Origin of the sequence: Candidatus Photobacterium acropomis (assembly GCF_030685555.1) — a bacterium.
Taxonomy (GTDB): Bacteria; Pseudomonadota; Gammaproteobacteria; order Enterobacterales; family Vibrionaceae; genus Photobacterium; species Photobacterium lucens.
Genome location: NZ_CP131609.1, coordinates 1,638,088 through 1,661,516, shown reverse-complemented (window position 1 = coordinate 1,661,516; position 23,429 = coordinate 1,638,088). Strand labels below are relative to the sequence as shown.

The window sequence follows — 23,429 nt, the reverse complement described above, 5'->3', positions numbered from 1 at the left end:
TTCAATATAATGGAGTTTCACATGTCTGAACGCCTAAGACGTACAAAAATTGTAACCACCCTTGGTCCTGCAACTGATCGTGATAATAATCTTGAAAAGATCATTGCCGCAGGTGCAAACGTTGTACGTATGAACTTCTCTCACGGTAGTCCGGAAGATCATATTCAACGTACTAAACAAGTACGTGAGATTGCAGCAAAACTAGGCAAAAACGTAGCAATTCTAGGTGACTTACAAGGTCCAAAAATCCGTGTATCTACGTTTAAAGATGGCAAAATCCAACTTGCTATTGGTGATAAATTCACACTAGATAGTGATCTTCCAAAAGGTGAAGGCGACCAATTCGCTGTTGGTCTTGACTACAAAGAGCTACCTAAAGATGTAACAACTGGTGACATTCTGTTACTTGATGACGGTCGTGTTCAATTAAAAGTAACGGCTGTTGAAGGTAATAAGGTTCACACTGAAGTAACCGTTGCTGGCCCTCTTTCAAACAACAAGGGTATCAACAAAAAAGGTGGTGGCCTTTCTGCTGAAGCCCTAACAGACAAAGATAAAGCAGACATCATTACAGCAGCAGCAATGGGTGTAGATTACCTAGCGGTTTCTTTCCCACGTAACGGCGAAGACATGAAGTATGCACGTCGTCTAGCAACTGAAGCGGGGCTAAATGCAAAACTAGTCGCGAAAGTTGAACGTGCAGAAGCGGTAGCAACAACCGAAGCAATGGATGACATCATTCTTGCATCTGACGTTGTGATGGTTGCACGTGGTGATCTTGGTGTTGAAATTGGCGATCCAGAGCTAGTTGGTGTTCAGAAAAAACTTATCCGTCGTGCACGTAGCCTAAACCGTACAGTTATTACGGCAACGCAAATGATGGAATCAATGATCACTAGCCCAATGCCAACACGTGCAGAAGTGATGGACGTGGCTAACGCCGTGCTAGATGGTACTGATGCGGTAATGCTTTCAGCTGAAACTGCGGCTGGTCAGTTCCCTGAAGAAACAGTGAAAGCAATGGCTAGCGTATGTCTAGGTGCAGAAAAAGAGCCTAGCATTAACGTGTCTAACCACCGTTTAGATCGCTCATTCACTTCACCTGAAGAAACGATTGCGATGTCAACAATGTATGCGGCAAACCACATGGCTGGCGTAAAAGCGATGGTGGCAATGACAGAATCAGGTCGCACTCCACTGATGATGTCTCGTATTTCTTCTGGTCTACCTATTTTCGCTTTATCTCGTAACGAAAATACCCTAAACCAAGCAGCACTTTACCGTGGTGTTACTCCGGTTTACTTCAATCGTGATAGCGATGCTGGTCTAGAAGCGGCAAAACATGCATTAGACGTACTACGTGATGCAGGTTTTGTTCAAGTAGGTGATCTTGTGATCATTACTCAAGGTGACGTAATGGATACGGTTGGTTCAACAAACAACATGCGTATCCTAACGGTTGAGTAATCACTCACCCAGCATCAAAAAAGGCAACCTTGTGTTGCCTTTTTTTATTCTTACTTAACAAAAGATTAAGATGCGGACCAAGTTACAGGTGCTGACCACTGATGGTTAATTAGTGACGTTAAAACATGATCTTGCCACTGGCCATCAATTAATAAGTAATCTTTAGCAAGCCCCTCTTTTTCAAAACCCACTGCATGTAACACACTGGCACTCTTCTCATTATGCGGCATATAGGCTGCCATAATGCGGTGAAACCCTTTTACTTCAAACATCCAGCTCACGGTTTCTTTCAATGCTCGTCGCATAATTGCGCGTCCTTGATAGTCCTGATCGAGAGAATAACCGACATGACAGGCATGAAACGGGAATTTCACTAGGTTGCTATAGTTGATCACACCAATGATGTCATGGGTTTCTTTGTCTTCAATCACAAAGTAAAAAGCCATTTCATGACGATGCAATGTAGCAATTTGCTCAACCCTTTTCTGCCATCCAAGCTCGGAAAAAAACAGTTCGTTTCTAACTGGCTCCCACGCTTTTAGAAAGGCTCTATTTTTTTGATAATAAACAGTGATTTTTGCTACATCCTGACTAGAAATCAGTCGAATTTTTATATCATCAAGCACAATCGTTGATGAACGGTTTATAATTGAATGGAACAAACTATTACCTCGACACAAGGATGTTAATAAGAGAGGTGCTGAGCGTTGAAGCTATCGTAAGATTAGCATAACTAATAAACAGATTGTTATATGTTATCAAACTGTTATCTGTTAATCTTAGCTCAGCAATGTTATTAATTACTAACGCATTTAGTGAGTTATGGATGTATTACGATTGTATAGAAACTGAATTAGGCAGCATCATGCTGTTAGCCGATCACCAAGGCTTGAGAAGGTTAACGGTCAATAGCCCCGGTTATATGCCTGATGAGTCATGGCAACATAACCCAAGCTTTATGGAACCCTTTATTAGACAGCTAAAAGAATATCTCTTAGGCACTCGCCAACGCTTCACTTTCCCACTCGCTCCTCAAGGAACGCTGTTCCAACAGCAAATTTGGCATGCCATTGCCGATATCCCTTTTGGTAAAACATCCAGTTACGAACAAATCGCCCTTGATATTGGTAACCCTGCTGCTAGCCAAGCTATCGGAATGGCGAAAAACGTTAACCCTATTCCCATCATCATCCCTTGTCACCGTGTCCTTAACAGCGATCAAAACCTATGTGGTTACCGCTATGGTGCTGATATGGTTGCCCTTCTGTTAGCGCTTGAATCTGGAAAAACCATCTTGATTGAAGACCACCAGCATGAACTAGCCTAACGCTATCCCTACTTATGCTAAATTCATAAAAAAAGAGATAATTAAATTATCTCTTTTTTCTTTTCTGATCTGACGATTAGTTACGTTTTGTTAAACCATATTCACGCAATTTATTGGCAACAGCGGTATGTGAAACCCCTAATCGCTTTGCCAGCTTACGGGTAGACGGATAGCTACGATAAAGGTTAGATAAAATACCTGATTCATAACGTTTCATGATCTCATCTAATGAGCCATCTAGCGTTTCATCACTAATAATACTGCTCGATTCATTTTCAGGTAACTGCACATCATCAGAGGTCATAACACTACTATCTAATTGCGTCATAGCGCGGAATAACACATTACGAAGCTGACGAATATTGCCCGGCCAAGCATATTGTTTAAGGTATTCTGCTAACTCTTCAGAGATTTGCGGTTTTGCTTGATGCAATTCTTGTGATAACTGAGTAAGGAATAACTCAGCTAAAGGTACGATATCGGCACTACGCTCACGTAACGGTGGCACAACTAAAGCTAATACATTCAAGCGATAATACAAATCTTCACGAAAATCACCTGCAGCAACCAAATCGGGTAGTTTCTTTTGTGTCGAACAAATAACACGAAGGTTAACTTTCTTCTCTGCTTCTTCGCCTACACGACGGAACGTACCATCTTGTAAAAAACGTAGTAGCTTAATTTGTAAGTGCTTTGACATCTCGCCAATTTCATACAAGAAAACCGTACCGCCATCTGCTTGTTCAAAAATGCCTTTTTTACTTGGCTCAGTCGCACTACCTGCAAAACCAAATAACTCAGTTTCAGCCGCGTTATCAGGCATAGACACACAGTTTACAACCAAAAATGGCTTATCACGTCGCGTAGAACGTTGGTGACAAGCACGCGCTAACATTTCTTTACCCGTACCCGTTTCACCTTGGATCAACAAGGGGGCATCAAGCAATGCCAATTTCTTCGCTTGCGCCACTAAATGCTTAAAGCGAGAAGAGTGACCGACTAAATGCTCAAAACCACTGTCTCCGTCTAGTTGGCGAGTAACAATAGGCATCGTCGCTTCAGACAAGGATTTCAACAAAATCAATGCGCTAGCAAGTACAGGGGCATCAGTTTCATCATTAATGTAAACTGGCATTACTTCCATTTGGTAATCAAGCCCTGCAATCACGACCATTTCGGTATGCTTTTCAGCATGTTTTTTATCTAACCAACGCTGAACATTAAAGCCCAATAATGTATGGATACTTTCATTGTGAAGCGAGCTATGATGATGGGTCATCAGCCTTTCAGCAGCTTGGTTAGCAAAATCAATTTTGCCGTTAAGATCGATAGAAAAGAAGGGATCTGGCAGTGTTTGTAGCAGTGCAGAAAGCTCTGTATGTTCACGCTCACTCGGCATGAAGCTAATTTTTCTGACATCGGTTACACCATCTAACTGTCTAATCTGTGACATTAATTGGCTAAACTGCTCAAATTCAATTTCGGGACAATTAAGGTAAATAATACCTACACGATCAATTTCTATCCCTCGAAGATCAATCTCCTGACTAGTCAGAATATCTAGCAGCTCGCGAGTCATACCAACTCGATCTTCACAAAATACCTGTAGCCTCATACCTGTCGCCTTCTTAGATGTAGCCTATTCTTGACTCAACTAAGTTTTAAAAAATCAATTAAATTATAATAACTTAGAAGAGGTAATTTTCGGGTTGTCAACTTAACGTGACATTCACGCAGTGTGCTATCAAGCCTATTTATAGTCAAGATAGAAATATAAGATATGAGATTAAATGGTGATGAGTAAGCCAATTTCCACCATTTATTCTCAATAGATGATAACGCTGTCTGCGTTTGACAAATATCTTCGTTAGCTTTGTTTTTCATCTCCGGGCGCATAACCAAACGTGACATGCTTAATTGCACTGTTCAACTGAATATTACGTGTGATAACAGGCTCTGCTGCTGCCATTGCAGCTGATACCCCAGCCCATCCATCTTCTTGCGCTGCTAATACAACATAAGCCGTATCATCAACTTGTTTAAAATAAAGCACTTTGCCAGCTTCTGGATGTGGCAAGGTGGCTTGCGCACTTTGCTCTGCTATATACGCTAATTTGTCTTCAACTTGTGGCAATGACTGACACGTTTGCTTAAATTTTGTCGTTGAATAAGGGTTATCACCCCCTTCTTGGCTAAATAGCGCCATCGCGTGAGTATATTTTTCCAGATCAACTGGCAAAGAATAGGCATATTCACCTTGGCTACATTGCTCAACCGTTGAGGCATCAATTGTTTTCGTTGCAGATGTTTGCGCATCACAGCCAAATAATAAAAAAGCTAATGGCAATAGTAGCGTCGTTTTTTTCATTTTATTTCCCATGTTCCTTTAGATAAAAAATAAGCTTACCGTTACCGATAAGCTTATATGTTAATTATTTGAAAATACTACCTTTTAATCATCTTTTTTATGCGTCAGCTGAGCGACAAGATCTTTTCTGATCTCACTTAACTTAGGCTGCTCCCCCGGTAACCAAGGCAATGGACGCATTAAACCAATTGCTTTAAGTCCTAATCGTCCTGTTAGTAAGCCAATACTCACCCCTTGTGCTACACGCGTTGACATGCGACCTGCTAAATCCATCGACAGCATGTCCATACCCAGATCGGTGATAACCTCTGATGCACCAGCAAATGCCATGTTAGCTAATACTAACTTCAGCAATTTAATGCGAGACCAGTAACCAAGCTCAACTCCATAAACACGGGAGATCTGCTCAATTAATCGTAAGTTACGCCAAGCTACTAGCAACATATCTGCCACCGCTAACGGACTTAATGCCACCATGACCGCCGCATCACTGGAGTATTTCGCCACCAGCTTGCGTGCCAATTTATCTTGCTGACTGACCACAAGATGATCGTATAGCTCTAAAACTTCACGATCGTTATGGGTTGCATCTAATGAATTAATCCAACGATCGTAACCATGATTATCGCTACTAATATGGCTATGCTGAGCAAGCTTGGTACAGAATGCTTTACCATGACCAATGCCGTCCCCATCCAACAAGATTTGTGCTTCATCACGTTCAGATTGGCGTAACTTCAAACGACGTAACTTAAAGAATTCACGCCCAAGAGCGCTAATACTCGTTACCGCAACACCTGCAACAATGGCGCTCCAGCCTAGTGATAACCAATCAGCACTTTGATACGCAGTGACTACGTGATCAACTGTTTGCCACCCCACCATTGCAGCACCTGCCACCGCTAACGCTTTAAAAAAGCCATAACGACGTTTCGGTTTCGCTGCCAGTACCTGTTTTAAGTCTTGCTCCACTTCAGTTTCTGGTTCTTGAGTCACATCCGGTAGAAAGTCAGATTTTTCTGCAAACTCTAATTTTGACGCAATATTCAATTGCTCAACTTGAGCAGTTGGCTCATCAAAGACAATTTTACTTTTAAGTTGATCACTCATTGCAATTTATCTCCCAACAAATACTCAAGTGCTTTATCCATTCGGATATGCGGTAACGGTTCGTCACTTTGCTGTGGCAATGGACGGAAGTTAATAAAATCAAAGCTATGTTGTTGCCAGAAAGCCTCGTTTGGTAAACGCTTTGGCACTTCACCAGGAAACAGTGTTTGTGGATTTCCAGCCATATCAGAGCCACGTAATGCAGGCACTTGCTGACCTTGGTGGGTCACAAACCCCGGCTCTGTCGCTTGAATCGACGCCAAGCTCACACAGTCCATATTAATGCCTTCAAACGATGCCGTTTGCCACGCTTCGTTCACTAGCTGTTGTAATAGTCCAACTAAGTTAGGATGTTGCTCTGGTGTTATGTGATCCGCTTTCGTTGCTGCAAATAACACTTTATCAATCCGTGGTGAGAACAAACGTCGCAACAAAGAACTTCGACCATATTTAAAGCTTTGCATCAATTGATCTAACGCTTGGCGCATATCGTTAAATGATTCTGGCCCTGCATTTAGTGGCTGCAAACAATCGACTAAGATTATTTGACGATCAAACTTAGAAAAATGATCGTTATAAAACGCTTTTACTACGTGTTGCTGATAGTACTTATAACGACTGCGTAACATGCCAATATTGCTATTCTCATCGGCATCTAACAGTTGTTTTTCAGTGTATTTTTGATCCCAAAGTAATGGGAAAAACTGCAATACAGGTGCTCCTGCTAATTCACCAGGCAGCACAAAACGCCCCGGTTGTACCCAATGTAGCCCACCTTCCGCTTTACATTGATGTAGGTATGCCGTAAATGCGGCTGAAATTTGCTCTATTTGCTTTTCATCAGCAGGTGCAAATGGATCAAAGCTTTCCGTTAGTGCTAACCAATCAGTCGCCAGTTCAAGACGTTTCCCTTTTAACACTTGGCTTTGCTGTTTTGACCACGCAAGAAAATCTAAATCTAACAGTGGTAAATCCAATAACCACTCACCCGGATAATCAATAATATCGAGGTACAAGGTGGCAGTATCTTGAAATAGCTTCAACGCCCCTTTTTGTGGCTTATAACGCAGTGCTAAACGCGTTTGACTAACATCACGTGTTGGCTCAGGCCAAGCAGGCGGAGTCGATAAAATAGATTGCATACCTTCATCGTAACCAAATTTAGGCACGTGCAAATCTAATTGCGGAACACGTTTTGCCCCTAATAAATAACCGTCACGCACCGCACTGAACATAGGTAAACGTGCATTAGTACTCACATGCAGTAATTGGTTAATTAAAGAGGTGATAAACGCAGTTTTACCTGCTCGAGATAACCCCGTTACTGCAAGTCGAACATGTCTATCTAAGCTACGATTTACGATTTTGTTCAACTCATTACTAATTCGATTCATTACTAACCCTAACTTTTTTCGTTTTATTTCTTAGGTTTAACAACTTTATTCTAAAAAATATCAATAAAGCGATTGCTCTATATTACGCCTTTCTGACAAAAAAAAGCAGGTCTGAATATTATCAGTACCTGCTTATCGCCATTTACTCTATCAACAGTTAAAGCTTGCTAAATTCACGATCTACTTTAAATGCAGATGAGGTTACATAAGCTTCCATGCGCTGTACTTTTTTCTCTGCGGTATCAAGCTCAGACTCAACACTTTGCAGGATTTGATGAGCAGAACGCCCAGCCTGCCATGGTTTTTGCTTTACGTTATGCTCGGTATACTGATCTTGTTGCTCTTTTCGTTGCGGTGGCATCTTATCTAAAATCAACCAAGCGGCAATGTAAGCTAAGGTAGCAAAAAAGCCTAATCCAAGAAGAAAAGCAGAAACCGCAAGGATACGCATTAACCAGATTTCTACGCCGAAATACTCCGCTAATCCAGCACACACCCCACCTAGCTTTCCTTTCTTAGGATCACGGTATAAGGTTTTGCTCATTATTTTTGCCTCCATCTCGGCACTTCCGCATCAAGAATACGCTCTAACGTGACAATACGTTCTTGCATATCTTCTGCGCGTGCCACTAAGGTCTCTAACTTTTTCTGATCCTCACCTGACAGCCCTTCACCGGCTTGACGTTTACTACGATAGTGAAGGATTAACCATAGTGGTGCGACAACAATCATGAACACCACTAATGGAACGCTAATAAAACCCATCGACATTTTTTATTCTCCTTTCGCGCAGAATCAATGATACAACGACGCTTTTTCGTTGTGCTTATTCTTTATCCTTGATGTTCGCTTTTAGGCGCTCAAGTTCTTTTTCAATTTCGTCTTGTGCTTGTAAATCAGCAAATTCTGACTCTAAGCTTTTACCACGACCAAAGCTATAGCTATCTGCTTCTGCTTCCATTTCATCGATACGACGCTCATATTGTTCGAACTTCGACATCGCTTCATCTACTTTGCTGGTATCTAACTGGCGACGAACTTCACGACGTGTACCAGCCGCTTTATGGCGAGTCACTAAGGCTTGTTGACGTGCACGCGTTTCTTGCAATTTACGCTCAAGCTCAGCCACTTCTAATGATAATTTTTCAATGGTTTCTTCAACCAACTTATATTCTTCGTTCAGCGTTAGTACTACATCTGATAGTTTTTGTTTTTCAATCAGTGCCGCACGCGCTAAATCTTCACGACCTTTCTGTAGCGCTAAGCTCGCTTTACCTTGCCAATCTTCAATTTGTGATTCGATCGCTTGAATACGACGGTGTAACTCTTTTTTATCAGCAAGCGCACGTGCTGAAGAAGTACGAACTTCAACTAATGTGTCTTCCATCTCCTGAATGATCAGGCGAATTAGTTTTTGAGGATCTTCAGCCTTATCCAGTAACGCATTCACGTTAGCATTTACGATATCAGCAAAACGAGAAAAAATACCCATCATTAAACTCCTTGATTAAACCCATTTCACAGTGATCACGCTTACAGGTTTATATAGTGATACTAACTTAATTTAATTGTGTTACCACCTAGATATATCAAGTAGTGTGCCAACTTTTTATTCCTTATATTACAACAACTTAAAATCAAGTTAATTTTACCCACCACTATGTTATAGTGGATTTAACCAACTTTTAGTGAGATTAACCAATGCGTAAAACAGAAAACTTAATCGGTGAATCTGAAGCGTTCTTAAGTGTGCTCGATCAAGCATCTCGCCTAGCGCCGCTTAATCGCCCTATCCTCATTTTGGGTGAACGTGGTACAGGTAAAGAGTTAATCGCACAACGTGTTCACTATTTATCTAAACGTTGGGATCACCCTCTGGTTACACTTAACTGTGCCGCATTAAGCGAAGGCGTGATTGATTCTGAACTGTTTGGTCATGAAGCAGGTTCATTTACGGGAGCTAAAGGCCGTCATCAAGGACGTTTTGAACGTGCAGAAAATGGCACTTTATTCTTAGATGAATTGGCAACCGCACCTATGGGCGTGCAAGAAAAATTGTTACGTGTGATTGAATACGGAGAGTATGAACGTGTTGGTGGTAGCAAGCCTTGCCAAGCCAATGTTCGTTTAATTTGTGCCACTAACCAAAATCTGCCACAACTGGTTGATGAAGGTAAATTTCGTGCCGATTTACTCGACCGTTTAGCCTTCGAAATTATTCATCTGCCACCACTACGTGAACGCAAAGAAGATATTCTTCCCCTTGCTGAGCACTATGCAGTACGTATGTGCCGAGAGTTAGGCTTTGGTTATTTCGCAGGTTTCACACACCATGCAAAGCAGCAATTATTAGACTACACATGGCCGGGTAATATTCGAGAACTAAAAAATGTAGTCGAGCGCTCTGTGTTTCGCAACGGTATTGAAGATCAAGCAATTGAAGAAATTTACACCGATCCTTTTGCAACTGCATGGCAATCGAGTACCACAGCGCCCAATACTCACGTTATTGACGATGCAACAGCCAAGAAAAACAGCGTAATACCCGAAAATACAACAACGCTACCATTAGATTTGCGCCAATACTTACAAGATCAAGAAATCATGCTGATCAATAATGCACTTGAGCAAGCTAAATACAATCAAACGAAAGCGGCTGAGCTTTTATGCTTAAGTTACCACCAGTTAAGAGGCTTGATCCGTAAATATGACATTGCCGTAAATGGTGATTAATCAATCAATTTATCCTGATTATTTAAGATAAGTAACGGTTTTGACCTAATTCCCTTTAAATAAAGCAGGATAACTTGGTGACACTAAGGGAAAAATGTTAAATTTATCTACTTAATTTCATTTAACGCCTATTAAATATGAGCGCTTACAGTCGTCTTTTGATTGCCGGCTTCACTTTACTTGGCCTATTGGGTTGTAAAGAGCCGTCACATGAAACCGTAAAGCAAAGTCGTGGCTTTGTTTATTGCGGTCAAGATACTCCGACAACGTTAAACCCACAGTTAACTGACGGAGGGCTAACAGCAGAAACACTCTCAGCACAAATTTTTGATCGCCTGCTGTTACTCGATCCTATTAGCCATAAACCATTGCCTGATCTCGCAAAAAGCTGGACGATCAGTGATGATGGCTTGGTATATACTTTCACACTTCGTGATAATGTCCCATTCCAACATACGTCTTGGTTCACTCCAACACGCCCAATGAATGCGGATGATGTGGTATTTAGCTTTGAACGTATCATTGATCCTGACCATCCTTTCCACAATATTTCAGGTGGTCGTTACCCTTGGTTTGAAAGCTTAGGTTTTGCCAACATTATCGAATCGATCACGGCAAAAGATGCACATACGGTTCAATTTACTCTCAAACGACCTGATAACTCTTTCTTATCTAATTTAGCGACTAGCTATGCGGTGATTTACTCAAAGCAATACGGTCAGCAACTATTAAAATCAGGCCGTATCGATCTTATTGACTCAAAGCCAATTGGAACTGGTCCATTTTATGTTGACCAATTTGTTCCCAATGATCTGATCCGTCTGAAACGTAACGATGACTATTGGCAAGGTGCTGCGCCGATGGAGCAAGTGGTTTTCGATATTTCAGCTCGAGGTATGGGCAACTTAGCTAAATTACTCAGCTCAGAGTGTGATGTGTTATCTTCACCTGTAGCAAGCCAACTGCCAGTTATTTCTAATAATGACAACTACAAATTGCTGGCACAAACAGGCATGAACGTTTCCTTCTTAGCGTTAAACACTGAACGTTCGCCGCTCAATAAACTCGAAGTACGTGAAGCAATTAACTACGCAATTAATCGTAAAACACTGCTTAACTCTGTTTATTACGGCACCGCAACTGAAGCAAAAAGTCTCTTACCGCCAATGTCTTGGGCATATAACCATGACAGTAAGGCACTTTCTTATAATCCAGCAAAAGCCAAGCAATTACTTGATGCAGCAGGCTATGATTACAAGCAAGTGCTAACGATGTGGGTACCCTTAGAGCCAAGGCCTTATAACCCGAGTCCACGTAAAACCGCTGAATTAATTCAAGCTAATTTAAAAGCGGTTGGCGTTAATGTGGCATTACATCATCAGGAAACGATTGGTCGTGTAGGTCTAACCGATACCACTAAATATGACATGGTGTTAGCGGGTTGGATTGCCGATAATGGCGATCCAGATAACTTCTTGCGTCCACTTTTGTCATGTAATGCCAAAAAAGCAGGGTTAAATGTCGCCAACTGGTGTGATTTAAGCTTTGATAATTTACTTGAAATTGCTCTTCGCACCAATAAGCAAGATCAACGTCAAGCATACTATCAACAAGCGCAAGACATTATTGATCAGCAAGTACCAGTGATCCCACTTGCCCATGGCGTGCATTTCCAAGCCCATAATAAATCCCTTGGAGGATTACAAATGGATCCGTTTGGCTCACGTTCTTTTTCCAGTGTTTATCGAATTGAGTAAAGCATGTTTATTTATACGATACGTCGCTTAAATTTATTTGTTATCACGCTATTAATACTCACCTTAATCGGATTTAGTATTTTGCGCTTAGATACCCAACTTCAATGGTCTCAACAGGGCTTTTTTAGCGGCTGGATCCTTTATTTAGAGAACCTACTTTCGGGTAATCTTGGAATAACAGCTAACGGTACGCCAATTAGCAGTGAGATCTTAACGGTTTTCCCTGCAACATTAGAGCTATGCTTTTTTGCCTTTATTCTGTCGCTATTAGTGGGGATTCCACTCGGCACCATTGCCGGTGTGCATCGTGGTCAACCCATTGATACCATCATTTCATCGGTTACTTTACTTGGCTACTCCATCCCTCTATTTTGGTTAGCCATGTTGTTGATTTTGTTATTTTCTTTAAATCTTGGCTGGTTGCCAGTATCTGGTCGCTATAGCTTGCTATACCAGTTTGATCATGTGACAGGTTTTGCACTGATTGATATTTTGCTATCCAACAAACCTTATCGTATGGAAGCTTTTATCAATGCATTACAACATCTGGTATTGCCTACTGTTGTATTAGCCATGGCGCCGACAACAGAAGTGATCCGCTTAACTCGCGCATCAATTTCTGAAGTCATGACCAAAAACTACATTAAAGTCGCACAGACCAAAGGTTTATCGACCTTCGAAATTGTCCGTCGACACGCCATGAAAAATGCATTGCCACCTATTATTCCAAAGTTAGGGATGCAATTTGCAGCCATGATGACATTTGCGATGTTAACCGAATCTATCTTTAACTGGCCTGGGATTGGTCGCTGGTTACTTAATGCTATTGCCGATCAAAACTATGTCGCTATTCAAGCGGGTGTGATAACAGTTGGTAGCTTTATTTTATTGGCGAACATCTTATCGGATTTAGCAGGTGCTATGGTTAACCCATTAGTAAGGAAGGAATGGTATGCCATCAAATAGTGTCTACCAAGAAGAAACTATCCCAACTCAATGGGAGCGTGCGTGGCAAAATTTCAGAGCCAACTCACTCGCCATGTTTGGGCTATGGTGTTTATTGTTTCTCTTAATAATCACCATTAGTGCCCAATGGTTAGCGCCTTATTCTGCGATTCAGCAAGTCGGCGAATTACTGATGCCACCATCATGGGATAACTCAGGCCACGTTAACTTTTTCTTCGGTACTGATGATTTAGGTCGTGATATTTTATCGCGTCTGTTAATTGGCTCTCAGCTCACTTTCGGTTATGCCTTATTAGTTGCTTTTGCTTCTAGCATTATTGGTTTATTGATCGGAATTCTGGCAGGTATGAGCCAAGGACTTAAATCGAGTTTTTTAAACCATATTTTAGATACTGTGCTATCTATCCCTTCTCTATTACTGGCTATCATTGTGGTGGCTTACATGGGGCCCGGTGAGACTCATATCTTATTAGCGATTTGGCTAGCACTGATCCCACGTTTTATCCGTGCGGTTTATACTGCCGTGCATGCGGAAGTGGTAAAAGATTATGTTATTGCTGCGCGTCTAGATGGTGCAAATAACTTCTACTTATTGTGGAACTCGATTCTGCCGAACATTTTAACCACCATCATTACAGAGATGACTCGTGCCATTTCTATTGCGATCTTAGATATTGCTGCATTAGGTTTCCTTGGTTTAGGTGCACAAACACCTCAACCTGAATGGGGTGCCATGCTGGGCGATTCTGTCGATTTAATTTACTTAGCACCTTGGACAGTAACACTACCGGGGCTTGCAATTATGTTCAGTGTTTTAGTGGTCAACCTTGTGGGCGATGGCCTACGACAAGCACTAAATGCGGGGATTGATTAACATGCCATTACTCGATATACGCAACCTCACGATCGAAATTGATACCCCGCAAGGCATGGTAAAAGCTGTCGATAGAATGAGTTTAACCATCAACGAAAGCGAGATCCGTGGTCTCGTTGGTGAATCTGGCTCAGGCAAAAGCTTAGTAGCAAAAGCCATTGCTGGTGTCTGTAAAGATAACTGGCGTGTCAGTGCTGATCGTATGCGCTTAGGTGATATTGATTTACTGACCCTCTCTCACCGTGAGCGCAGAAAAATCGTTGGCCGAGAAATGGCAATGATTTTCCAAGAGCCATCAACCTGTCTTGATCCATCAGAACCCATTGGTGAACAGTTAGAAGAAGCGATCCCATCTTCTTCTTTTACTGGACATTTTTGGCAACGTTTTCATTGGCGTCAAAAGCAAGCTATTGCTCTGCTGCATAAGGTAGGTATTAAAGAGCACAAACGTGTAATGCGTAGCTACCCTTACGAATTGACCGATGGTGAATGTCAAAAAGTTATGATTGCAATGGCGATTGCCAACCGCCCTCGCCTGTTAATTGCCGATGAGCCAACCAACGATCTCGACCCTATTACACAAGCACAGATTTTCCGTCTGCTCAGTCGTATGAATCAGCTTGGTAATACGACCATTTTGCTGGTCAGTCACGATCTAACAACAGTGACCCAGTGGGCTGATCGCATTACCGTGATGTACTGTGGACAATCTGTAGAATCTGGCACTTCAAAGCAATTATTAGAGTCACCGCACCACCCTTATACCGAAGCGTTAATGCGTGCGATGCCAGATTTTAGCTTGGATAATATTGGTCATAAAACCAAACTACAAACACTGCCGGGCTCAATCCCACCACTGCAGCACTTACCCATTGGTTGCCGTTTAGGACCTCGTTGTCCTCATGCACAGCGTAAATGTGTTGAAGTACCAAAGCGCCGTAAGATTAAAAACCATAAGTTTAGCTGTCACTTCCCGCTAAACATGGAGGAAGACTGCAAATGAGTTCGTTACTGGAAGTCGAAAAACTTAAAAAAGATTACCACTATCGTTCAGGTCTTTTCCGTCGCCGTACGATTGAGGCAGTGAAACCCGTTTCTTTTAGCCTTGAGCCCGGTGAAACTATTGCCCTTCTGGGTGAAAATGGTTCAGGTAAATCAACCTTAGCCAAAATGCTATCTGGGGTTGTGGAGCCAACCAGTGGCGTGATCCGTGTAAATGGTGAACCTTTATCTAATGGTGATTACCAAACGCGCTGTAAACTGATCCGCATGATCTTCCAAGATCCGAATACATCTCTAAATCCTCGTATTCAAATCGGAAGAATTCTGGAAGGTCCATTAAAACGTAATACCAATATGACGCCACAAGAGCGAGAGCGTCGTATCATGGATACGTTAAAGCGAGTAGGTTTACTACCAGAACACGCTTATTTCTATCCTCAAATGCTGGCAACAGGTCAAAAGCAACGTGTATCTCTTGCTCGTGCACTCATCCTTCAGCCTTGTATTATCGTCGCTGATGAAGCATTGAATGGACTTGATATGTCAATGCGCTCACAAATGATAAACCTGTTACTTGAACTGCAAGAAGAAATGGGCTTGTCTTACGTGTATGTATCGCAGCATATGGGCGTCGTAAAACACTTCAGCGATAAAGTGATGGTGATGCAAGATGGTGAAGTGGTAGAAAAAGGACGCACAGCGCACGTCTTTAACGATCCCAAACATCCTTTGACACAGAAATTATTAGATAGCCACTTCAGCTCTCCAACTAATGAAAAAACAACCAAAATCATTAGTACAACGCCTAAAATTAGTTGTTAAAACAAAAAGCCCGCTAGAGATAGCGGGCTTTTTTAAGATTAGTTTAAAAGAAATTTAAGCTAATGATTTATTAATCTCTGCAAGCACAAAAGCAGGATCAGCCGCTTGTGTGATCGGACGACCAATAACAAGATAATCAGAACCAGCTGCCATTGCTTCAACTGGCGTCATAACACGACGCTGATCGCCAGCTTCGCTACCCACAGGACGAATACCAGGTGTTACTAGTTTAAAGCTTTGACCTAGATTACCCTTTAAAATAGACGCTTCTTGTGCAGAACAAACCACACCATCTAAACCGCTATTTTTTGCAAGTGATGCAAGATTTAATACTTGCTGTTGCGGCTCTTGATTAATTCCAATTCCCGCTAGATCAGAGGCCTCCATACTCGTTAGCACTGTTACACCGATGAGTAATGGACGATCTTTTCCATAAGGCTCTAGAATCTCACGAGAGGCTGTCATCATGCGCTCACCACCGCTCGCATGCACATTCACCATCCATACACCAAGATCTGCAGCCGCTTTTACCGCTTTAGAACAAGTATTTGGAATATCATGAAATTTCAGGTCTAAAAATACAGAATGACCCCGATCATGCAGTTGACGCACAAAATCAGGGCCAAAATAAGTGAACATCTCTTTACCGACTTTTAATCGGCAGCTGCCCGGCTCAATACGATCGACGAAAGCGAGTGCCTCATTCTGATTATCATAATCAAGGGCTACGATTACTTTTGGGTCTATTACTTTAGCGTCTAGCATTGAGTCTCCTGTGATATCAAGTTGTTTCCTTCTACGGTCATCCAACCGCGCGCAGATTTTACATGAAACGAAAACGTTTACGAATAAAATTCACGATAAATTAGACATAAAAAAACCAGAACAAAATGTCTGGTCTTTTTATTCTAAACAAGCATTATTCGCCATCCAATCCACGGATTGGTTTAACTAATCCCCAACTCTTACAAGACGGGCATTGCCAATAAAGAGAGTGAGTAGCAAAACCACATTGGCGACAGCGATAACGCGGTTTAATTTTCAATTGTTCACCAACAAGATGACGTAGACTGGTCAAACTTTCTTTGGCTCGACCTTCTTCAGCTTCATCTAAATGGTATTCCATCAGCTGATAAAAGCCTTTCATTGTTGGGTTTTTCTGCAATTGACGCGTCATGAATGTCTGTGCTGACACGGCACCTTCATTTTTTGCAATTTCATCAGCCAACATTAATTCAGCTGATGCTCCTGCCTTCATATCTACACATTGACGTAAATACTTAATCCAGCCAGCTTCATTATTTAGTGCTTCATAACACTCTAATAGCAGTGGCAAAGCCTCGCCAATAAATTCAGCATCTTGCTCAAGCACTCGCTCCAATGTTTTAGCTGCCTGCTTAAATTCTCTATCTTTAATCAGGATCTTTGCCATCGTGATCGAAGCACGAACACATTGTTTATCTACCGATAATGCTTTCTTTAAACATTGCAGCGCTTTGTCTTGATTCTGAGCACTCATTTCAAGCATAGCAAGCTCACACCAGTAGTGTGCTATATCATGCTTGAGTTTTGTCTTGCCCAACTTAACAAGTTGCGTAGCTACATCTATCGCATTTTCCCATTCTCGGGTTTGCTGATAGATAGAAAGCAATTGCTGTAGTGCAGGCTTTTTATATTCAGGCTCATCCAACAGTTGCTCAAAGATACGTTCTGCACGATCCAAAAAGCCCGCAACCATATAATCTTTTGCCAACTGCTGTAATGCTAAGTTACGTTGTTCAATCGTCAAATTTGGACGAGCAATCAAGTTTTGGTGAATACGAATAGCACGATCAACTTCCCCTCGGCTTCGGAACAAATTACCCAAAGCAAGGTGTGTATCAATTGTCTCACTATCAACTTGGAGCAGCTCAATAAACAAATCTACCGCTTTGTCTGACTGATCAGACAATAACAGGTTTAAACCTGTTACATACTGGCGAGATAAATGGTGAGACTGCTCTTGCCGATTGTTACTAGCGCTCCTGTTACCCATATACCAACCATAGGCTGCAGCAATAGGCAAAAGTAGGAACAACAGTTCAAGCATTAATGATTATTCCTTTACAGGCTGTGCGCGTAGAGTATCTAACTCTTGTTGTTGTTTAGTTACTTTCTTCGCTAAACGATTTTTAGCAAAGCGAGCTTTTAGATATAACGTACCACAAATCAACCAGCCAATAATAAAGCCAGAACCAAATGCGATACCTAGAAGTGTGGATAATTGGAATTCACCTTGCGCTACTAAGTAGTCAAAGTTCACTAAAATTTGGTTTTGCGCACCGAGAGCCAGTGTAATTAGGAAAGCAGCAACTAAAACAATTATACCCAAAATCTTCATCGTGAATCCTCTCACTCAATCAAGTTATGATCCTTTGATTATGCAGTAATTTTACTCATCAGACCATAATCAAAAGACATAAAAAAACGGCATACTGAGAGTATGCCGTTTTTTTGTTCTATTCGCGGTTATGCAGCAATTGATGCATTAACACGGTCACGTAATTCTTTACCTGGCTTGAAGTGAGGAACGTATTTACCGTCTAGCTCAACTTTATCACCAGTTTTAGGATTACGACCTACGCGAGGAGCACGGTAATGCAAAGAGAAGCTACCAAAGCCACGGATCTCAATGCGATCGCCTTCAGCAAGCGTGTTCGCCATATTTTCAAGGATGTCCTTGATTGCATCTTCTACTTGTTTAGCAGAAAGATGTGTTTGTTGACTACATAGTCTTTCAATTAATTCAGACTTTGTCATAAACACTCCGTTTTAGTAAGTTTCTCAATAGTATAGCCGTTTAGAGGGAAAAAGCTAAGCCATTTCCCTCTATGCTCAATTATTCGCCTTTAGCAGCTTTGAAAGCGTCAGCCATAGCATTACCGAACGCAGCATCGTCTTGCTTGTTCAGAGTAGCCATTGCTTCTTGCTCTTCAGCAACGTCTTTAGCGCGTACAGATAGGTTGATTACGCGGTTCTTACGATCAACGCCTGTGAATTTAGCTTCAACAGAATCGCCAACAGAAAGAATTAGAGTTGCGTCTTCAACGCGGTCAACTGATGCTTCAGAAGCACGTAGGTAACCTTCAACACCTTCAGCTAGTTCGATAGTTGCACCTTTAGCGTCAACAGCAGTAACTGTACCAGTTACTAGAGCGCCTTTCTTAGTGTCAGCTACGAAAGAGTTGAATGGGTCTTCTTCGATTTGCTTAACGCCTAGAGAGATACGCTCACGCTCAGCGTCAACTGCAAGAACTACTGCAGAGATTTCGTCGCCTTTCTTGAAGTCACGAACTGCTTCTTCACCTGAAACATTCCAAGAAATGTCAGATAGGTGAACTAGACCGTCGATGCCGCCTTCAAGACCGATGAAGATACCGAAGTCAGTGATAGACTTGATCTTACCAGTAACTTTGTCGCCCTTAGCTTGCATTTCTGCAAATGATTGCCATGGGTTAGCTTTACACTGCTTAAGACCTAGAGAGATACGACGACGTTCTTCGTCGATATCAAGAACCATAACTTCAACTTCGTCACCCACGTTAACAACTTTAGATGGGTGGATGTTCTTGTTAGTCCAGTCCATTTCAGAAACGTGTACTAGACCTTCAACGCCTTCTTCGATTTCAACGAAACAGCCGTAGTCAGTTAGGTTAGTTACGCGACCAGTAAGCTTAGTGCTTTCTGGGTAACGCTTAGCGATAGCAACCCATGGATCTTCGCCAAGTTGCTTAAGACCTAGTGATACGCGAGTACGGTCACGGTCGAACTTAAGAACTTTAACAAGGATTTCGTCACCAACGTTAACGATTTCAGAAGGATGCTTAACACGCTTCCAAGCCATGTCAGTGATGTGTAGAAGACCATCAACACCACCAAGGTCAACGAATGCACCGTAGTCAGTAAGGTTCTTAACGATACCTTTAACTTCCATGCCTTCTTGTAGAGAAGCAAGTAGTTCATCACGCTCAACGCTGTTCTCAGATTCGATAACTGCGCGACGAGAAACAACAACGTTGTTACGCTTCTGGTCTAGCTTGATTACTTTGAACTCAAGTTCTTTGTTTTCTAGGTGAGCAGTGTCACGAACTGGACGTACGTCTACTAGTGAACCAGGTAGGAACGCACGGATGCCGTTAAGTTCAACTGTGAAGCCGCCCTTAACTTTACCGTTGATGATACCAACAACTGTTTCAGCTTCTTCGTAAGCTTTTTCAAGCTGGATCCAAGCTTCGTGGCGCTTAGCTTTCTCACGAGAAAGTTTAGTTTCGCCGAAACCGTCTTCAATCGCGTCAAGAGCTACGTCGATCTGAGCACCAACTTCGATTTCTAGTTCGCCAGCAGCGTTCTTGAATTCTTCAGCAGGGATAGAAGACTCAGATTTAAGACCAGCGTCAACTAGTACGTAACCGTTTTCGATAGCTACTACAGTACCTTTAACGATTGCACCTGGGCGAGTTTCAACTTGGTTTAGCGACTCTTCAAAGAGTTGAGCAAAAGATTCAGTCATTTAATTAATCTTCAATATGATAAACAACCATGGGTATCCTACCGCATGGGGTTGATAATAAAGTCAGTTATCTTCCATGACACTGACGCCATTTAGCTGTTTTCACAACTAAACATGGATTCGTTATTTTAGCTTAGCATCAACATGCGCTAAGACTTTCTCAAGTACTTGTTCAATCGATAATTCCGTTGAATCGAGTACTAATGCGTCATCAGCAGGACGTAAAGGAGCTACAGCACGATTGCGATCGCGGTAGTCTCGCTCCTGGATTTCGCTTAAAAGGCTGCCAAAGTTAACATCTAAGCCTTTTTTTTGCAACTGATTCATACGTCGAGTTGCGCGTTCTTCTGCGCTTGCGTCAAGGAAGATTTTCACTTCCGCACCAGGGAATACAACGGTTCCCATGTCGCGACCGTCAGCTACAAGGCCAGGCGCTTCGCTAAATGCACGTTGACGACGTAGCAATGCTTCACGTACGCGAGGTAATGCAGCAACTTTTGATGCGGTATTACCTACTTCTTCAGTACGAAGCGTGTCAGAAACATCTTCACCTTCAAGAATAACCTTAACCAACTCACCTTCTGCAACAAACTGTACGTCTAAGTGTGCAGCCAGTGGGACTAAAGCGTCTTCTGATTCGATATCAACACCATGATGAATAGCAGCTAGCGCTAGGACACGGTAAATTGCACCAGAATCTAATAAATTCCAGCCCAGTTTTTCTGCTAACAGCATACATAGCGTACCTTTACCGGCACCGCTTGGACCATCAACAGTGATGACTGGAGCATGAGTAGACATAGGTTTTCTCCGATGTAGTTTCCGTAATAGATGAAAGCAACAATCAAAATATCTCTGCGCCTTCAAACGGTGGCACATTATACGGAAAAAAAATCACAATTTATAGTGTAATGTCTTTAGGTTATGTTCCTTTTTACGCCAATGAAAAAGCCCAATGCAAGAACATTGGGCTTTTAAATCTGTAATCTCAGTTATCAGACGATTTTAACGACTTAAGGCACTTAACTTATCGAAATAATCAGGGAATGTTTTCGATGTACACTTAGGATCGTTAATTGTCACAGGCGTATCACTTAATGCCACCAGCGAAAAACACATCGCCATACGGTGATCGTCATAGGTATCGATGGCTGCATGTTGCAAGTGTAATGGTGGAACGATGGTGATGTAATCCTCACCTTCTTCGACTTCAGCACCTACTTTACGAAGCTCTGTTGCCATTGCAGATAAACGATCAGTTTCCTTTACACGCCAATTATAAACATTACGAATTGACGTTGTTCCTTTTGCAAATAACGCTGTGGTTGCTATTGTCATTGCCGCATCAGGAATATGATTGAAATCCATATCGACAGCCGTTAACTCTCCGCAACGTGAAATCACGTAGTCATCACCCCACTCTATTTCTGCTCCCATTGCAGCAAGCGCATCAGCAAATTGAATATCACCTTGGATACTCTTTTTACCAATTCCTGTGACTTTTACCTCACCACCTTTAATCGCCGCAGCAGCTAAAAAGTATGATGCTGACGACGCATCACCTTCAACAAGAAAGTCACCAGGAGAAACATAGTGCTGATTACCTTTGACAACGAACTCTTGGTAATCACGGTTTTCAACTTCAACACCAAATTGCGCCATGATATGAAGAGTAATATCAATATAAGGTTTTGAAACTAGATCGCCTTTAATACGAATAACGGTATCGGCTTGTGCCAATGGTGCAGCCATTAAGAATGCGGTTAAAAACTGGCTTGAGATTGAACCATCGATCTCAACTTCGCCACCTTTAAGCCCAGTACCTTTGATTTTTAATGGTGGGTAATTTTCATTTTCTAAATATTCAATATCCGCACCGGCACTGCGCAATGCATCAACAAGGTGACCAATTGGACGCTCTTTCATACGCGGCTCACCGGTTAATACGAACTCACCGCCACCTAAACATAAAGCAGCAGCTAATGGACGCATTGCCGTTCCCGCATTACCTAAATACAGTTCGAGTGCTTGCTCAGGTGCAAATGCATGACCGAGGCCTTGAACTTCGCATACGGTTTTATCATCTGATAATTGATAATTAACGCCCAGCAGCTTTAATCCGTTAAGCATGTGGCGGATATCATCACTATCTAATAAATTAGTTAAACGTGTTGTCCCCTTTGCTAACGCAGCCAATAAAAGGGCACGATTTGAAACACTCTTTGAGCCCGGTAAATTCACTTCGCCATTAATCTTAGCGATCGGCTGTAACGTTATACTTTCCATTGATTATTCATCCAATCCTAATTCTTTTAACCTTTTTGCAGATTAACTAATATTGCATCAGTTAGCTAGTACCAGTTTATTCCTAGCTATAACAATAACGACCTTTCAATGATTATTTGGTAAAATCAATAAGATGCTAAGTAAGACAAGGATGAATAAAGATGACAACGACACCAATGGTCGGTATTGGCATTATTGTTGTTAATGAGCAAAACCAAATTCTGATTGGCAAACGAAAAAATAGTCATGCCCCTTATTACTCTATCCCTGGTGGTCACATGGAGGTAGGTGAGACTTTCAGCCAATGTGCTATTCGTGAAGTGGAAGAAGAAACAGGCTTAATCATCGACAATCCAACTGTTATTGCCGTCACAAACAACCTTGATACTTATAATGAGTGCGGTAAGCATTATATCAGCGTGACGTTACTTGCGACGTCTTACCACGGTGAATTGCAATTAAGAGAACCAGATAAATGTGAAGGTTGGCAATGGGTAGACCCACACAATGTTCCTAGCCCACAATTTGATGCCAGTGAACAAGCCATTCAGTGCTTTCTTGAAAATCGTTTCTGTATCAATGAATAAAATAAAAGCACCACGTGGGTGCTTTTATTATATATACCCAAGCGACTTCAATATGCCTGATTCAGAGCGAAGTCACTGAGTTGAATTCAAGGAAGGCAACGAAGCGGAATAGCAAGCTCTTTCCAAGTTGTCTGACGCAAGAGGTCGGCTCAGTGACACGCTCCCAAAGGGCGAGCGTCCTTAGCTC

The 23,429-nt window shown here is 42.0% G+C and carries 24 protein-coding genes; 9 read left to right on the top strand and 15 right to left on the bottom strand.

Annotation, left to right across the window (positions count from 1 at the left end):
- Positions 1-21 precede the first annotated feature (21 nt).
- A complete protein-coding gene (gene pyk / locus Q7657_RS14695; RefSeq protein ID WP_053988315.1) occupies positions 22-1,467 on the top strand; it encodes a pyruvate kinase in 1,446 nt (481 codons plus the stop codon).
- A 65-nt stretch (positions 1,468-1,532) separates the two neighbouring features.
- Here the strand turns inward: pyk and rimJ are convergent, their stop codons facing one another.
- Positions 1,533-2,129, bottom strand: a complete 597-nt coding sequence (gene rimJ, locus Q7657_RS14690) for a ribosomal protein S5-alanine N-acetyltransferase (protein WP_053988316.1) — start codon at positions 2,127-2,129, stop codon at positions 1,533-1,535.
- 83 nt (positions 2,130-2,212) lie between these two features.
- Here rimJ and Q7657_RS14685 point away from each other — a divergent pair, with 83 nt between their 5' ends.
- Complete coding sequence (locus Q7657_RS14685; protein ID WP_179946517.1) at positions 2,213-2,794, top strand: methylated-DNA--[protein]-cysteine S-methyltransferase; 582 nt, start codon at positions 2,213-2,215, stop codon at positions 2,792-2,794.
- Between the two features lie 76 nt (positions 2,795-2,870).
- Here Q7657_RS14685 and tyrR read toward each other — a convergent pair whose 3' ends face one another.
- From tyrR to pspA, 7 genes are all read right to left on the bottom strand, one after another.
- Entirely contained in the window at positions 2,871-4,409 is a 1,539-nt protein-coding gene (gene tyrR, locus Q7657_RS14680) for a transcriptional regulator TyrR (RefSeq protein WP_107165061.1), read from the bottom strand.
- A gap of 252 nt (positions 4,410-4,661) precedes the next feature.
- Complete coding sequence (locus Q7657_RS14675) at positions 4,662-5,162, bottom strand: hypothetical protein (RefSeq protein WP_107165060.1); 501 nt, start codon at positions 5,160-5,162, stop codon at positions 4,662-4,664.
- Positions 5,163-5,246: 84 nt separating this feature from the next.
- Complete coding sequence (locus Q7657_RS14670) at positions 5,247-6,272, bottom strand: YcjF family protein (RefSeq protein ID WP_107165059.1); 1,026 nt, start codon at positions 6,270-6,272, stop codon at positions 5,247-5,249.
- Positions 6,269-7,666: a YcjX family GTP-binding protein gene (locus tag Q7657_RS14665; RefSeq protein WP_107165058.1), complete on the bottom strand. Its 1,398-nt coding sequence runs from the start codon at positions 7,664-7,666 to the stop codon at positions 6,269-6,271. Before Q7657_RS14665 ends, Q7657_RS14670 begins: the two co-directional genes overlap by 4 nt.
- A 157-nt stretch (positions 7,667-7,823) precedes the next feature.
- On the bottom strand, positions 7,824-8,210 hold the full coding sequence (gene pspC / locus Q7657_RS14660; protein WP_053988321.1) for an envelope stress response membrane protein PspC: 387 nt from the start codon (positions 8,208-8,210) through the stop codon (positions 7,824-7,826).
- Positions 8,210-8,437 carry an envelope stress response membrane protein PspB gene (gene pspB / locus Q7657_RS14655; protein WP_008986725.1) on the bottom strand — a complete coding sequence of 76 codons (228 nt, stop codon included), beginning with the start codon at positions 8,435-8,437 and terminating at the stop codon, positions 8,210-8,212. Before pspB ends, pspC begins: the two co-directional genes overlap by 1 nt.
- Before the next feature lie 55 nt (positions 8,438-8,492).
- On the bottom strand, positions 8,493-9,158 hold the full coding sequence (gene pspA / locus Q7657_RS14650) for a phage shock protein PspA (protein ID WP_107165057.1): 666 nt from the start codon (positions 9,156-9,158) through the stop codon (positions 8,493-8,495).
- Between the two features lie 209 nt (positions 9,159-9,367).
- Here pspA and pspF point away from each other — a divergent pair, with 209 nt between their 5' ends.
- From pspF to Q7657_RS14620, 6 genes are all read left to right on the top strand, one after another.
- Positions 9,368-10,399, top strand: coding sequence for a phage shock protein operon transcriptional activator (gene pspF, locus Q7657_RS14645; protein ID WP_107165056.1), 1,032 nt, complete (start codon positions 9,368-9,370; stop codon positions 10,397-10,399).
- 137 nt (positions 10,400-10,536) lie between these two features.
- Complete coding sequence (gene sapA / locus Q7657_RS14640) at positions 10,537-12,156, top strand: ABC transporter substrate-binding protein SapA (RefSeq protein ID WP_053988324.1); 1,620 nt, start codon at positions 10,537-10,539, stop codon at positions 12,154-12,156.
- A gap of 3 nt (positions 12,157-12,159) precedes the next feature.
- On the top strand, positions 12,160-13,122 hold the full coding sequence (locus Q7657_RS14635; RefSeq protein ID WP_053988325.1) for an ABC transporter permease: 963 nt from the start codon (positions 12,160-12,162) through the stop codon (positions 13,120-13,122).
- The gene (gene sapC / locus Q7657_RS14630) at positions 13,109-13,996 is read left to right on the top strand and encodes a putrescine export ABC transporter permease SapC (protein ID WP_107165055.1); all 888 of its coding nucleotides are present in this window, start codon (positions 13,109-13,111) and stop codon (positions 13,994-13,996) included. The genes Q7657_RS14635 and sapC overlap by 14 nt, the downstream gene beginning before the upstream one ends.
- Before the next feature lies 1 nt (position 13,997).
- A complete protein-coding gene (locus Q7657_RS14625; protein ID WP_053988327.1) occupies positions 13,998-14,999 on the top strand; it encodes a peptide ABC transporter ATP-binding protein in 1,002 nt (333 codons plus the stop codon).
- Positions 14,996-15,820: a peptide ABC transporter ATP-binding protein gene (locus Q7657_RS14620; RefSeq protein ID WP_053988328.1), complete on the top strand. Its 825-nt coding sequence runs from the start codon at positions 14,996-14,998 to the stop codon at positions 15,818-15,820. The genes Q7657_RS14625 and Q7657_RS14620 overlap by 4 nt, the downstream gene beginning before the upstream one ends.
- Positions 15,821-15,874: 54 nt before the next feature.
- Here Q7657_RS14620 and pyrF read toward each other — a convergent pair whose 3' ends face one another.
- From pyrF to aroA, 7 genes are all read right to left on the bottom strand, one after another.
- Entirely contained in the window at positions 15,875-16,585 is a 711-nt protein-coding gene (gene pyrF, locus Q7657_RS14615; RefSeq protein WP_107165054.1) for an orotidine-5'-phosphate decarboxylase, read from the bottom strand.
- A gap of 154 nt (positions 16,586-16,739) precedes the next feature.
- On the bottom strand, positions 16,740-17,909 hold the full coding sequence (gene lapB, locus Q7657_RS14610) for a lipopolysaccharide assembly protein LapB (RefSeq protein WP_023932204.1): 1,170 nt from the start codon (positions 17,907-17,909) through the stop codon (positions 16,740-16,742).
- A gap of 6 nt (positions 17,910-17,915) precedes the next feature.
- Complete coding sequence (locus Q7657_RS14605; protein WP_008986715.1) at positions 17,916-18,200, bottom strand: LapA family protein; 285 nt, start codon at positions 18,198-18,200, stop codon at positions 17,916-17,918.
- A 128-nt stretch (positions 18,201-18,328) separates the two neighbouring features.
- Positions 18,329-18,619: an integration host factor subunit beta gene (gene ihfB, locus Q7657_RS14600; RefSeq protein ID WP_008986714.1), complete on the bottom strand. Its 291-nt coding sequence runs from the start codon at positions 18,617-18,619 to the stop codon at positions 18,329-18,331.
- A 79-nt stretch (positions 18,620-18,698) separates the two neighbouring features.
- A complete protein-coding gene (rpsA, locus tag Q7657_RS14595; protein WP_008986713.1) occupies positions 18,699-20,369 on the bottom strand; it encodes a 30S ribosomal protein S1 in 1,671 nt (556 codons plus the stop codon).
- Between the two features lie 123 nt (positions 20,370-20,492).
- A complete protein-coding gene (cmk, locus tag Q7657_RS14590; RefSeq protein ID WP_008986712.1) occupies positions 20,493-21,170 on the bottom strand; it encodes a (d)CMP kinase in 678 nt (225 codons plus the stop codon).
- A 204-nt stretch (positions 21,171-21,374) separates the two neighbouring features.
- Positions 21,375-22,655 (bottom strand): 3-phosphoshikimate 1-carboxyvinyltransferase, encoded by a 1,281-nt coding sequence (aroA, locus tag Q7657_RS14585; RefSeq protein WP_107165053.1) that lies wholly within the window; start codon positions 22,653-22,655, stop codon positions 21,375-21,377.
- A gap of 161 nt (positions 22,656-22,816) precedes the next feature.
- Here aroA and Q7657_RS14580 point away from each other — a divergent pair, with 161 nt between their 5' ends.
- Positions 22,817-23,242: a nucleotide triphosphate diphosphatase NUDT15 gene (locus Q7657_RS14580; RefSeq protein WP_107165052.1), complete on the top strand. Its 426-nt coding sequence runs from the start codon at positions 22,817-22,819 to the stop codon at positions 23,240-23,242.
- The last annotated feature ends 187 nt before the right edge of the window (positions 23,243-23,429 follow it).